A 12,786-nucleotide genomic window follows, 5' to 3' on the forward strand; every position below is an offset into this window, starting at 1 on the left:
CCTTGCTTAACGATTAATGAACTCTCGGTTTCAGTTTTCTTCCGCTTCCGTGTGTTGCGCGAGGCGGTCGAGAAAGCGATAGAGGAAAATCCCCGCGCCTATCGCAACAATCGTGAAGAAAACCGTCATGTCCAGATGCGCGGGAATATAGGGATCTGCCTTGATGAGCTGCATCTTTGCGCCGATCGTCTCGTAGTGACGGTCCTTGAAGGGCCATACCGCCAGAAGCGATCCGCCGAGTATGCCGATCACTGTCAGCAGGGTCTGGCGGTAGAAGCGGTCGAGCAGCCAGGAGATTGCTCGCGAGAAAAGCAGGGCGCCGGTGACGACGCCCGCGGCCAGAGGTGCGATAAAGGAAAAGTCGAGTCTGCCCAGAGCCTCGATGGCATCCGTATATTTGCCGAGGATGAGCAGTACGAAGGAGCCTGAAACGCCGGGCACCAGCATTGCCGCCACCGCCGCCATGCCGCAAAGGAAGATGAACCAGCTTGCATCGGGTGTGCGCACCGGTACGAGGGTTGCGGCAAGAAGGCCAAGCACGACGCCAAGTCCGATCCATATTACGCTCGTCGCGCCCTTGGAATGGACATGGGACAAAAGCCCAACGATGGAAGCGGCAATCAAACCGAAGAAGAAGCCGAAAGTGATTTCGGGGAGGTTCGTCACCATCATCGAAAGCGGAATGACGCGGCTGAAGATGATCAGCGAAAGCATCACGCCGATACCGGTGGTGCCGAGAAAGAGCATGTCCGCATGCCGCGCCGCCGCCAGCACTTGCCCTTGCCGGAGAAGGCCGAGCAATTCCCTGTCGAAGCTGGCAATGGCGCCGATCAGCCTTTTGTAAATGCCGAGAATAAGCGCCAGTGTGCCGCCGCTCACACCGGGTACGAGGTCGGCGGCGCCGATGCACATGCCACGCAGCACCTGCCGTGTCGGGTTCACATTGTCGCGGCCCTCCGGGCTCAGCCTGTCGGCAAAACGGACCCAGAAGGAGAGCGCCCAGTCTGCCGGTTTCAGCGCGGCGCAATAGATATGCCAGGTGATCGGTGTACCCACGATAATGGCGAAGGTGACAAGCGCCATCGCGCCACCGCCGATCACGGCGTCGGTCGCCCAATGCGCTCCGGCGGCGATGCGCGGCAAGGCGAAGAAGAAAGCGAGCGCAACACCGACAAGGCCGAAGCGCCAGTTGAAGCCGCGCCACCAGAGGATTGCGAGGATCATCGTCACCGTGGCGTGATCGCCGGGAAAGCTTCTGTCCGATCCTTCCTTCGCCGCCGACCAGGGAATGATGTCCTTGATCGAGTGGAAGCCGTCGAGAACATGCGAGGGCGAAAGGCGCGGATAGGCGATGATGTGGCGCTGGAGAACGATGATGATGAGCAGCAGTACTGCCGTCATCAGTCCGAAGGCGAGACCATGCCGGAAGCGCGCGAAATCGCCGGACCCGATATAGTAGAGATAGATCACGAAGATCATCAGGGCGGAAAGGGCGTCGAAGCGCCGTCCGCCGGTCGGCGCCCATATGGTCGCCCAGATGTCGCTCGACGCCACGGTGCCGTTCATCGCATGGAACACCCATGCGTCGAAAACGTCCCATGACTCGCGCGTAACCGGCCACAGCCATGAGGCGAAAAGAAGCAAGCCTGCGGCTGTCCAACCCGCGAGCGGCACCCAGCGCCAGCTTTTCGACAGCTTGAACTCGCTCAGATTTTCATTGGAAGCCATCAAGCTCTCCGGCAGGTCCCCACCCCAGAATCACTTGCGATACTATAATGGCGTCACGGCTTTGGAATGGCAAAACCGGGATTTTCGACTTCCTTCAGTGAAACGCCGGCAGCCAGGCGCCATGTGCCTCGATCAGATCGTCGACCAGCGACCATATCTCATCGAGCGAAAGTTCCGCTGCCATGTGCGGGTCCATCATGGCAGCGTGGCAGATGTGTTCGCGTTTGCCGGTTCGGATCGCCTCCAGCGTCAGCGCCTGTACGTTGATATTCGTCTGCATCATGGCGCTCAGATGCGGCGGCAAGGCGCCCACCCGTGTTGGCGTGATGCCGTTTCCATCGACGAGACAGGGAACCTCCACGCATGCGCCCGCGGGCAGATTATCGATGAGGCCGCGATTGGGAACATTGCCGTTGATGACGGCGGGCTTGCCCGTGGCGATGGCGCGCATGATCTTTGCGCCATATTCACCGGAGAACTTCACTTCGAGCCGGTTTGCGGAGACGAGGTCGCGCTCTTGCGCTTCCCAGGCCGCGATCTGTTCCTCGCAGCGGCGGATATATTCGTCGAGCGGGATGTTGAATTTCTCGATCAGGTCCGGCCGGTCGCGTTTGATGAACCAGGGCACGTATTCGGCGAAATGTTCGCTCGATTCGGTGACGAAATAACCCGTGCGGCGCAGGATTTCGTAGCGCACCTTGTTCCAGCCGGGCTCTTCGCCTTGCGCGGCGATTTCCTTCAGCTTCGGGTAGAGGTCCTCGCGCGTACCGTCCGGCAGCTCGCGCTCGAACTTCGTATAGAAAGCCATGTGATTGATGCCCGCGCATCGATAGCGCAGGGATTTGTAGTCGACGCCGAGATCCTGCGAGAGTTCAAAGGCGGTTCCCTGCACGGAATGACAAAGACCCACATGGCGAATGTCCGGTGCAAGCTCGCTCAGCGCCCAGCAGTTGATCGCCATCGGGTTCACATATTGCAGCATCAGCGCGTCGGGGCAGAGCTCGCGCATATCCTTTGCGATATCGAGCAGCACAGGCACGGTGCGCAAGCCGCGCATGATGCCGCCCACGCCCAGCGTGTCGGCAATGGTCTGGCGGAGGCCGTATTTCTTCGGGATTTCAAAATCGGTGACGGTGCCCGGTTTGTATCCCGCGACCTGGATCATCACGATGACGAAGTCCGCACCCGCAAGCGCTTCGCGCCGGTCGGTCGTTGCGATGATCTTCGGCGAGACGGCAAGCGCGTCCGCGATCTTTCCGGCCACAACCGCGGAGGTCTTCAGCCTCGCTTCGTCGATATCCTGCAAGGCGATCTCGCAATCGGCAAAAACACCGTTCAGCAGGATGTCCCCCACCAGGTTTTTCATGAAGACGGTGCTGCCCGCCCCGATCATGCAGACTTTCGTCATTCTCCCGCGCTCCCCCGTTGTTTTACGGGAGCATCGGGCAGGCGCCGCGCGCTTGCAAGCGCCGCCATTTCCGGCACATTGGGTGCATTAAGGGAAGGGAGGCCCCATGCCGCAGTCGGGACCACGGCCGAGCGATGTCACGATCGGTGTCTGCTACTACCCGGAGCATTGGCCGGAGGCGGTATGGGCAGAAGATGCCCGCCATATGCGCGAGGCGGGCATTTCGCGCGTCCGCATCGGCGAGTTCGCCTGGTCGCGGCTGGAGCCTTCGCAGGGCAAATATGATTTCGGCTGGCTCGCCCGCGCGCTCGATGTGCTGCATGGCGAAGGTCTCGGCGTCATTCTCGGCACGCCCACGGCAACACCGCCCAAATGGCTTGTGGACGCCATGCCCGACATGCTGCCCGTCGACCGGCATGGCCGTCCGCGCGGCTTCGGATCGCGCCGTCACTACTGCTTTTCCCATGCGGGCTACAGGCGCGAATGCGCACGGATCGTGCGCGCGCTCGCCGAGCGCTTTGGCGAACACCCGGCCATCATCGCCTGGCAGACCGACAATGAATATGGCTGCCACAATACGGTGCTTTCCTGGTCGGATGAGGCAAGGCTCGGATTCCGGCACTGGCTGAAGGATCGCTATGGTTCCATCGCCGCGCTGAACGACGCGTGGGGCAACGTCTTCTGGAGCATGGAATATCGTGACTTCGAGGAGATCGACCTGCCCTCGGCTACGGTCACGGAGGCGAACCCGGCGCACCGCACGGATTTTCACCGTTACTCGTCCGATCAGGTGGCGGCCTTCAATCGTGTGCAGGTGGAAATCATTCGCGCGCTTTCGCCGGGGCGCGATGTTCTCCACAATTTCATGACCTTCTTCCTCGATTTCGATCATCACGAAACGATGAAGGATCTCGATATCGCTACCTGGGATTCCTATCCGCTTGGCAGTCTCGATGTCTTTCCCATGCCTGCCGAGCGCAAGGCGGCCTTTGCGCGCACGGGTGATCCCGACCTTCAGGCTTTCCACCACGATCTTTATCGCGGCGCGGGGCGCGGCCGGTTCTGGGTGATGGAGCAGCAGCCGGGGCCGGTGAACTGGGCGGATTACAATCCCGACGCCGCGCCCGGCCTCGTCCGTCTGTGGGGGCTTGAAGGTTTCGCGCATGGTGCGGAAACCATCTCCTATTTCCGCTGGCGTCAGGCACCTTTTGCGCAGGAGCAGTTTCATGCCGGGCTCAATCTGCCCGACGGCTCGCCCGACCGCGCCTACCACGAAGTGAAGCAGCTTTCTGCCGATCTTGCCGCTCTCGGGACGCTCGGCAAGGCGGTGCCCGCCAGGGTTGCGCTTGTCTTTTCCTATGAAGCTTCGTGGTTTCTGAGGGTGCAGCCGCAAGGCCGGAATTTCTCCTATGTCGAGCAGGCCTTCGCCATGTACCGCGCGCTCCGGCGGCTCGGTCTCGATATCGATATCGTCGGGCCGGAGGCCGACCTCTCGTCATATGCGCTGGTACTCGTTCCCTCGATGCCTTTCGTGCCCGAGCGGCTTGCGGCGGAACTTGTCCGCTGCCCCGGCATGGTTCTCGCGGGCCCGCGCACCGGCAGCCGCACGGCCTCTCATCGTATTCCCGGCAATCTCGCGCCGGGGCCGCTGGCGGATTTTCTCGGCGTCCGCGTGACGCGCGTCGAGAGCTACCGGCCTCACAGCGCCGTCCCCGTCCGCTATGAAAACGAGGTGTTTCACTTCGACCGCTGGCGCGAATTCGTGGAACCGGGTGCGGACACGGAAGTCCTCGCCAAAACGGAAGACGGTCGGCCCGCGCTTACCCGCAAGGGCAGGGCGCATTACCTCGCAGGCTCGCCCGACGAGGCGTTGCTTCAGCGGATCGTTGCCCGTCTTGCGGGCGATGCGGGGCTGGCGGTGCTTGATCTGCCAGCCGGGCTGCGCACCCGGCGGCGGGGCGCCTTTCGCTTTGTTTTCAACTACGGGCCGGCGTCTGCCGACATCTCGCCGCAATTCCCGGTTACCTCCGTGGTTCTGGGCGGCGCACGGCTCGAAGCGGGTGGTGCGGCCGTTCTGCGCACGGAGGATTAACCTTGTGAACGGGCAAGGGCTAGGTGCGGAAAACACGGGCGTGATAGCGTCCCGACCATGAGTTCAGCCGGGGGCGTCCGATGCATTTTTCCAGCCTGATTTCCAGCCGCCGCAGCGCGCATTTCTCGGTGCGTACCATTACGCTGCTGGCGTTGAGCCTGACGGGCTGTGCCGCGGCCGCCAATGCGCCATCGGGAGAGCCGCGTGTGCCGCTTGCCTCGCCGGTTGTCGAAAACGCGGCCTTTGCCGACTGGCTGACTGCGTTCCGGGCAGATGCCATAAGGGCGGGCGTCAGTGGCCAGACCTTCGACCGCTCGCTCGCGGGTATGAAGATCGACCGCAAGGTGATCGAGGCGAACGAGGCGCAGCCGGAATTCTCGAAACCCGTCTGGGAATATCTCGAAGGCGCGTTGTCGGATACCCGCGTTGCCAAGGGCCGCGCGCTTCTCGCCGAGAACAAGGCGCTGCTCGACAGGATCGAGGCGCGCTACGGCGTCGACCGTCATGTGCTGGTCGCGATCTGGGGGCTCGAATCCAATTTCGGTTCGTTTCAGGGCAATATGAGCGTGGTCCGTTCGCTCGCCACCCTCGGTTTCGAAGGGCGGCGCACCGAATATGGCCGCACACAGCTCATTGCCGCGCTCCAGATTATCCAGCATGGCGACATCGCGCCGGAGGGTATGACGGGGTCGTGGGCGGGCGCGATGGGGCAGACGCAGTTCATCCCCACGACCTATAATGCGCATGCCGTCGATTTCGATGGCGATGGCCGCCGCGACATCTGGAACTCCCATGCGGATGCACTCGCCTCCGCCGCGCATTATCTCGACCAGTCGGGCTGGAAAACGGGTGCCGTCTGGGGCCATGAGGTGAAGCTGCCAAAGAATTTCGATTATTCGCAGGCCGACATGTCGGTCCGCAAGCCGGTCTCGGAATGGGTGAAGGCAGGCGTGGCCCGCATGGACGGACGCTCTTTCCCGGGCGGTGAAATGGGGAACGATGCCTCCCTCTTCCTGCCGTCGGGCCATCGGGGGCCGGCCTTCATCGTCATGAAGAATTTCCGCACCGTGCTCGCCTATAACGCTTCCACTTCCTATTCGCTGGCGGTGAACCTGCTTGCTGACCGTTTCAAGGGCCGGGGCGAGATCGAGGCAAGCTGGCCGCGCGGCGACCGTCCGCTCGGGCGGCATGAGCGCCATGAATTGCAGCAGCTTCTCACGGACAAGGGCCACGACACCGGCGGTGTGGACGGCATCATCGGCTACAATACGCGCAAGGCGGTGCGCGCCTATCAGATGAGTATCGGTCTTCCCGCGGATGGTTATCCGACACATGAGCTGCTTCAGCGCCTGCGCGGGAACTAGACAGCCCTCCCGCGCGTTGCCTCTTTTGGCAGCGTTCTTTCCTTCCAGCGCTCAGAAAACCATCAGTGTTCCATGAATTTTCCTGTGGAACCCGCGCAAATCAGGGGCGAGCGGGCATGGCATCGCTTTTGCTCTCCTTGTAGGCTCAGAAGGCGCAACAATCGCCACAACGGCAGGAGATTCGATGGCGCAGGCCATCTTCGACGAAATGGGCGGACCCGGTAGCGAGGTGCGCCAGGCATATCTCAAGCTGCAATCATGGCTGGAAGAAACGCCGCTCGACATCCTCACGCTCCGGCGTGAAGAAGCCGAGACTTTCTTCCGCCGTATCGGGATTACCTTTGCCGTTTATGGCGAGGGTGGTGACCCGGAACGCATCATTCCCTTCGATATCATCCCCCGCATCATCGAAGCGGCGGAATGGCGCTTCGTTTCGGAGGGTCTTGTCCAGCGGGTAAGGGCGCTCAACGCTTTCATCGCGGATATATACGGCGCGCAGGAAATCCTGCGGGCGGGCGTCATCCCGCGCGATCAGGTGTTGCTCAACGAAACCTATCGCTACCAGATGCAGGGCGTTTCGGTGCCCGAGAACGTCTATACGCATATCGCGGGCATCGACATGGTGCGTGTCGGCGCGGACGAGTTCTATGTTCTCGAAGATAATTGCCGCACACCGTCCGGCGTTTCCTACATGCTGGAGAACCGCGAACTCACCATGCGGCTCTTCCCCGATCTCTTCTCGCGCTACAATGTTGCGCCCGTCGATCATTATTGCGACGAGCTGATGCGCACGCTCACTTCTGTTGCCCCGCGCAATTGTCAGGGCGAGCCGACGGTCGCGGTGCTCACACCCGGCATCCATAACAGCGCTTACTACGAACATTCCTTTCTCGCCGACCAGATGGGCGTCGAGCTTGTAGAAGGCCCCGACCTCTATGTGATGGACGACATCGTCTATATGCGCACGACGCAGGGTCCGAAGCGCGTCGATGTCATCTATCGCCGGGTCGATGACGATTTCCTCGACCCGCTGACCTTCCGGCCGGACTCGATCCTCGGCGTTGCCGGGCTCATGAATGCCTATCGCGCGGGAAACCTGAACCTTACAAATGCGGTGGGGGCGGGCATCGCCGATGACAAGGCGATCTACACTTATGTGCCGAAGATGATCGAATTCTATCTCGGCGAGCAGCCGATCCTGAAAAACGTGCCGACCTGGCGGTGCAGCGAGAAGGACGATGCGGCTTACGTGATCGAACATATGGCAGAGCTTGTCGTGAAGGAGGTTCACGGCTCGGGCGGCTATGGCATGCTTGTCGGTCCAAAGGCGACGAAGCAAGAGGTCGAGGACTTCGCCGCACGGGTGAAGGCGGCGCCGGAAAAATATATCGCGCAGCCAACCCTTGCGCTGTCCACATGTCCAACCTTCGTCAATGAGGGTGTCGCGCCGCGTCATGTGGACCTGCGGCCGTTCATTCTTTCGGGCAAGAAAATCAAGGTTGTTCCGGGCGGGCTCACGCGCGTTGCCATGCGCGAAGGGTCGCTGGTCGTCAATTCGAGCCAGGGTGGCGGCACGAAGGACACCTGGGTGTTGAAGGACTGATCGCCCATGATGCTCGCGCGCACAGCCGACAATCTTTACTGGATCGCCCGCTATATGGAGCGCGCGGAGAACCTTGCGCGTACCCTGCGAGTGACGGACCGTCTTTCGCTCATGCCCTCAAGCACCGATACGGAGGGCAATGAATGGCACTCCACGGTCATCGTGTCGGGCTCGGAAGAAGGCTTCTACGAAAAATATGACGAGGCGACACCGGAGAACGTCATCTCCTATCTCGCCTTCGATCCCGAGAACCCGTCCAGCATCCGCAGCTGCATCGAGACGGCGCGGCGCAATGCGCGCGCCGTGCGTACCGCGCTCACCACCGAACAGTGGGAATGCCTCAACTCGGCCTGGCTCGAACTGCCGCGCTGGAACGAGACGCGCGTGCGCGGCAGCGGGCTCCACCGCTTTCTCGACTGGGTGAAGGATTGCTCGCTCCTCTTCACGGGCGGCACGGTCGCGACCATGCTCCGCCGCGACAGCTATTATTTCACGCGGCTCGGCACCTTCATCGAGCGTAGCGACAATACGGCGCGCATCATGGATGTGAAGTATCACGTCCTGCTGCCCGAACATGCCGAGGTCGGCGGCGGCATCGACTATTATCAATGGGCTTCGATCCTGCGCGCGGTGTCCGGCTATCGCAGCTACAACGCGGTCTACCGCGAGGGCCTCAAGCCCTGGCTCATCGCCGAGTTCATCATCATGCGCGAGGAGATGCCGCGTTCGCTCATCAGCTGTGCCGCCGAGATCAAGGATTGTCTCGACAGGCTCGGCGAGGAGTATGGCCAGCGGCACGAATGTCACCGGATCGCCGGGCAGATACATTCGAGGCTTCGCTTCGGCAAGGTCGAGGATGTCTTTCGGCAGGGCCTGCACGAATTCCTGAGCGAGCATATCGAGACGAACGACCGGCTCGGTCTTGAAATCAGCCGCAGCTATCTTTTGGGGTAGTATGCGGCATGCTTATCCAGATTCGCCAGGAAACGACTTACCGCTATGCGGCGTCGGCCAATTACTCGATGCAGATTCTGCGGGCCCAGCCGCAGGACAGCGCCACGCAGCAGGTGCTGTCCTGGCGGCTCTCCGTGCATCCCTATTCGACGGTAACGACTGGCCGGGACGCTTATGAGAACATTCTCCAGACACTCTATATCGACCGCCCGCATGGCGATATCACACTGACCATCGAAGGCGAGGTCGAGACAAGGGACAGAGGCGGGGTCGTGAGCGGCACCTCCGAGCCCTTTCCGCCGGCTTTCTTTCTCCGCCAGACCGACCTCACGACGCCGGACGGGGCGATCCGGGCTCTCGCCGCCGGAGCGAAGGCCCGGTCCGATGGCGCGCCGCTCGATTTTGCCCACCGGCTGATGGATGCCGTCCGCAATGCGGTCGACTACCGGATCGGGGAGACCCATGCCGCGACCACGGCGGCGGAGGCGCTCTCCCACAGCTATGGCGTTTGTCAGGATCATACCCATGTCTTCTGCGCGGCGGCGCGCGCCGGGGGGCTGCCCGCGCGCTATGTCAGCGGCTATCTCTGGGACGATGTGGACACCGAATATGAGGCTAGCCACGCATGGGCCGAAGCTTATATTGAGGGGCTTGGCTGGGTTGGATTCGATGTTGCCAACCGGGTCTGCCCGACGGATGCCCATGTCCGCGTCGCCTGCGGCCTCGACTATCTGGAAGCCGCGCCCGTTCGCGGGCTCCGGCGCGGCGGCGGCGAAGAGACGATGGAGGTCCGGCTCAGGGTCGATGCGGGTGCTGCCCAGCAATAGGCTTTTGTCTGCATGCAGGTTGTCTGCAAGCGGGGCGATTTGAGTTGAGACCGGGTCATGCCCCGGCGATGTCTGGAGACGAGAATGACCTATTGCGTCGCGCTTCGGCTTGAGGGCGGCCTGGTGATGCTGGCCGATACGAGAACCAATGCCGGTGTCGACAATATTTCGACCTTCCGCAAGCTCAGTGTCATCGAGCATCCGGGCGACCGCGTGATCGGTCTCATGACGGCGGGCAATCTTGCCGTCAGTCAGGCCGCGATCAACATGGCAACGGAGCAGGGGGTGCGCGTGCGCGGTTCCGACGAGCTGGAAACGCTGCACACCGTACCCACGATGGTGCGCGCCGCTCAGCTCATGGGCGAGGCGGTGCGTGAGGTCTATCGTAACGACGGGCCCTCGCTCGAAGCGCAGTCGGGAGAGTTCAGCGTCTCCATCCTGATGGGCGGGCAGGTCGGCAATGGCGAGCTTCGTCTCTTCCAGATTTATTCGGCCGGCAACTATATCGAGGCGACGGAAGACACGCCCTATCTCCAGATTGGCGAGCACAAATATGGCAAGCCCATCATCGACCGCGCGCTCAGCTACGATACGCCGCTGGCGGATGGATTGAAGCTCGCGCTCATCTCGATGGATTCGACCATGCGCTCGAACCTTTCCGTCGGGATGCCCATCGACCTCATGGTCTATCGCCGAAATGCGTTGAAAACCGCCCTGCAGCGGCGGATCAAGGACGAGGACGAATATTTCAAGGGGCTTCGCAGCGCCTGGTCCGATGCGCTCACGCAGGCATACCGCACCATTCCGGGCCCCGGCTGGGAATTTTGAACGCCGAGTAATCCCCGCCTTTGAAAGACTGCTTCAGACTGTCCGGTGAATTCATCCGGACAAGGAGCAGCTTCATGTCTCACATCGTACGTATGACCGGCTTTCCACCGGGCGGGGCGCCCTCATGGGCGCTTGCCGAGCCGCCAAGCTGGCAAGGTTTCGGCCCTCATTCTGCCACGGGTGGTCTTCCCGCAGACCCGACCGGCTGGTCCGCGGATTTTTCCGCCGGGCTCTACCGGCGCAGCGGGCTCCCGCTCACGGCGAACGAGGCCTGTGCCACACTCAGGAACAGCGTTGCTCTCGGCGTCGAAGCCGGTGGCGCATTGCGGCAGTTTGCCGTCAATGAAATGCCGGTCCTTGCCGGTCTGGGGCTTGATGTATGGGGCCAGTGTCTCAACAAATGCGAGATTTACAATGCGGCGCCTGCAGACATCAGCGGTTTGGTGAAGTCGGGTGCCGCGACCTCCACGCTCAGCGTTGTGGACGATAGCGCCGAAATCCTGGCGGCCGGATTGAGCGGCGTTTGCAGCGGGCAGGTTTACAAGCTCGATAACAGTCTGGGTGCAACGAACGCGCGAGCGAATGCGAATAAGGGCATTGCGGGCAACACCAACCCTCACAATCTGAGCGTTTACTGGCGTGGCACCGGCATGGCCGGGCTGGATTTCTCCGAAACAGCCGATCAGGTTCTTCCGGCAACATATGAACGCTATGACGTGAACAGGACGCCGGCCAGTGCCGCCAACTACTGGCGCATTCATGCGGCGCCCGGTGCCGTCGTCTATTTCATACTGTGCCAGTTAGAGGAACGCTCCCTTGTTTCGCCGCCCATCGTTACCGCAGGCGCGGCAGCGGCCCGTCTGGCAACCGATGTCACGATCCGCGATTTCGGCGCTCTCGCTGCTGCCCGCGGATTACAGGACGGGTTTGGTGGATCGATCAGGGTCAACCTTACGCAGCTTTCCGGTTCCGCTGTCCGGGGGCTGGCTGCGTTTGGCGCGGATGCGAATAATTGCCTCAAGCTTCAGATCGGAACCGACGGCAAGGTTCGCATGATCTTGCGGAAGGCGGGCGCGGATGTGCTGACACTTGCGACTGCCGATGGCTTTGCGGCTCCGGGGCCCAAGGTCATCGATTTCAACGCCGTGCCCGGCACGGGGTTCTCGCTTTCTGCGACGGGGCTGATGCCGCCCGCCAGCATCATGTCGAGCGAAGCGCTGCCCGGCATAGATGGTGCAGCGCCGAGCGTTGGCAGCCTTTTCGGCGCGCTGCATCTCAATGGAATTCTTGAAGCGATCGGTTTGAGGAGTGCCGTATGAGTGCCCTTTTTTCATACCGTCTTCGGGCGGAGAGCAACGCAGCCCTTCTTGCGCTGCTGGAGGCCGCGCAAGAAGGCAAGGCGAGAGCGTTCGTTACCTCTGGCGAGACAGGCGATCCTGTCATCGATGGCGCGCGTATCGTTTATCCATGGGCCGAAACGGAAGCGGGCACCGCTCATCTCGACGAGGAGACGGGCGAAGTGGTGACGCCGCAAATCCCGACGGGCGACTGGCTCTGCGAGGTCTTGCTGACCGAGCCGGATGCCGAACTTGGCGCCATTGCTGTCTAGGCCGCCGCACTCGTAAATGTCGCGAGGTCGAAATAGTCGCGCCAGACCTTGATCCTGCCTGCTTCCATCTCGAAGACGCCGCAGCAGGGCAGCGCCACCGGCTTGCCGCCGACCGTCATGCGATCCACGCGTTCGGCGAAGACGAGATTTCCCGCAGAGGCGATGTTGAGGAGTTCCCACTTCACGTCCGACCAGCCATTGACGAAGCCGCCGATGAAGCCGGTCAGCGCCTCGCGGCCCTTTACGGGGTCGAGCATCATGTTGTGATAGATGCCGTCCTCCGCGAAGAAGCCGACGATCTCGGCCACGTCGAGACGCGGCCATGCGTCGATGAAGTCGCGGACAGTCTGTTCGTTGTCGCTCATGTCTCGTC

General features: G+C 61.8%; 11 protein-coding genes. 8 read left to right on the forward strand and 3 right to left on the reverse strand.

All coding sequences use genetic code 11. The features are described from left to right. Window positions 1–30: 30 nt before the first annotated feature. Window positions 31–1,728 carry a DUF368 domain-containing protein gene (locus ABJO61_RS00930; RefSeq protein ID WP_348323578.1) on the reverse strand — a complete coding sequence of 566 codons (1,698 nt, stop codon included), beginning with the start codon at window positions 1,726–1,728 and terminating at the stop codon, window positions 31–33. 94 nt (window positions 1,729–1,822) lie between these two features. Then, entirely contained in the window at window positions 1,823–3,136 is a 1,314-nt protein-coding gene (locus ABJO61_RS00935; RefSeq protein ID WP_348323580.1) for an alpha-glucosidase/alpha-galactosidase, read from the reverse strand. A gap of 106 nt (window positions 3,137–3,242) precedes the next feature. Between ABJO61_RS00935 and ABJO61_RS00940 the strand changes: the two genes are divergently transcribed. From ABJO61_RS00940 to ABJO61_RS00975, 8 genes are all read left to right on the forward strand, one after another. Further along, window positions 3,243–5,228 carry a beta-galactosidase gene (locus tag ABJO61_RS00940; protein ID WP_348323582.1) on the forward strand — a complete coding sequence of 662 codons (1,986 nt, stop codon included), beginning with the start codon at window positions 3,243–3,245 and terminating at the stop codon, window positions 5,226–5,228. Between the two features lie 80 nt (window positions 5,229–5,308). Continuing rightward, complete coding sequence (locus tag ABJO61_RS00945; protein ID WP_348323584.1) at window positions 5,309–6,592, forward strand: lytic murein transglycosylase; 1,284 nt, start codon at window positions 5,309–5,311, stop codon at window positions 6,590–6,592. 184 nt (window positions 6,593–6,776) lie between these two features. Beyond that, complete coding sequence (locus ABJO61_RS00950) at window positions 6,777–8,195, forward strand: circularly permuted type 2 ATP-grasp protein (protein WP_348323586.1); 1,419 nt, start codon at window positions 6,777–6,779, stop codon at window positions 8,193–8,195. Between the two features lie 9 nt (window positions 8,196–8,204). Further along, entirely contained in the window at window positions 8,205–9,149 is a 945-nt protein-coding gene (locus ABJO61_RS00955; protein ID WP_348323685.1) for an alpha-E domain-containing protein, read from the forward strand. An 8-nt stretch (window positions 9,150–9,157) separates the two neighbouring features. Then, window positions 9,158–9,976: a transglutaminase family protein gene (locus ABJO61_RS00960; RefSeq protein WP_348323588.1), complete on the forward strand. Its 819-nt coding sequence runs from the start codon at window positions 9,158–9,160 to the stop codon at window positions 9,974–9,976. Window positions 9,977–10,060: 84 nt separating this feature from the next. Then, on the forward strand, window positions 10,061–10,804 hold the full coding sequence (locus ABJO61_RS00965; RefSeq protein WP_348323590.1) for a peptidase: 744 nt from the start codon (window positions 10,061–10,063) through the stop codon (window positions 10,802–10,804). Between the two features lie 74 nt (window positions 10,805–10,878). Then, window positions 10,879–12,123, forward strand: coding sequence for a hypothetical protein (locus tag ABJO61_RS00970; RefSeq protein WP_348323591.1), 1,245 nt, complete (start codon window positions 10,879–10,881; stop codon window positions 12,121–12,123). Continuing rightward, window positions 12,120–12,413: a hypothetical protein gene (locus ABJO61_RS00975; RefSeq protein WP_348323593.1), complete on the forward strand. Its 294-nt coding sequence runs from the start codon at window positions 12,120–12,122 to the stop codon at window positions 12,411–12,413. Before ABJO61_RS00970 ends, ABJO61_RS00975 begins: the two co-directional genes overlap by 4 nt. On the opposite strand, the gene ABJO61_RS00980 is transcribed toward ABJO61_RS00975, so the two are convergent. Continuing rightward, entirely contained in the window at window positions 12,410–12,778 is a 369-nt protein-coding gene (locus ABJO61_RS00980; RefSeq protein ID WP_348323594.1) for a limonene-1,2-epoxide hydrolase family protein, read from the reverse strand. The two genes, ABJO61_RS00975 and ABJO61_RS00980, sit on opposite strands and share 4 nt — an antisense overlap. Window positions 12,779–12,786 lie beyond the last annotated feature (8 nt).

This window comes from Parvibaculum sp. (assembly GCF_039973015.1).
Lineage (GTDB): Bacteria > Pseudomonadota > Alphaproteobacteria > Parvibaculales > Parvibaculaceae > Parvibaculum.

What these genes read in the sequence shown, in the direction of transcription:
- ABJO61_RS00980 (WP_348323594.1), bottom strand. Translation starts at nt 12,778, where the DNA reads ATGAGCGACAACGAACAGACTGTCCGCGACTTCATCGACGCATGGCCG.
- ABJO61_RS00940 (WP_348323582.1), top strand. Translation starts at nt 3,243, where the DNA reads ATGCCGCAGTCGGGACCACGGCCGAGCGATGTCACGATCGGTGTCTGC.
- ABJO61_RS00970 (WP_348323591.1), top strand. Translation starts at nt 10,879, where the DNA reads ATGTCTCACATCGTACGTATGACCGGCTTTCCACCGGGCGGGGCGCCC.
- ABJO61_RS00965 (WP_348323590.1), top strand. Translation starts at nt 10,061, where the DNA reads ATGACCTATTGCGTCGCGCTTCGGCTTGAGGGCGGCCTGGTGATGCTG.
- ABJO61_RS00930 (WP_348323578.1), bottom strand. Translation starts at nt 1,728, where the DNA reads ATGGCTTCCAATGAAAATCTGAGCGAGTTCAAGCTGTCGAAAAGCTGG.
- ABJO61_RS00955 (WP_348323685.1), top strand. Translation starts at nt 8,205, where the DNA reads ATGCTCGCGCGCACAGCCGACAATCTTTACTGGATCGCCCGCTATATG.
- ABJO61_RS00950 (WP_348323586.1), top strand. Translation starts at nt 6,777, where the DNA reads ATGGCGCAGGCCATCTTCGACGAAATGGGCGGACCCGGTAGCGAGGTG.
- ABJO61_RS00975 (WP_348323593.1), top strand. Translation starts at nt 12,120, where the DNA reads ATGAGTGCCCTTTTTTCATACCGTCTTCGGGCGGAGAGCAACGCAGCC.
- ABJO61_RS00935 (WP_348323580.1), bottom strand. Translation starts at nt 3,136, where the DNA reads ATGACGAAAGTCTGCATGATCGGGGCGGGCAGCACCGTCTTCATGAAA.
- ABJO61_RS00945 (WP_348323584.1), top strand. Translation starts at nt 5,309, where the DNA reads ATGCATTTTTCCAGCCTGATTTCCAGCCGCCGCAGCGCGCATTTCTCG.
- ABJO61_RS00960 (WP_348323588.1), top strand. Translation starts at nt 9,158, where the DNA reads ATGCTTATCCAGATTCGCCAGGAAACGACTTACCGCTATGCGGCGTCG.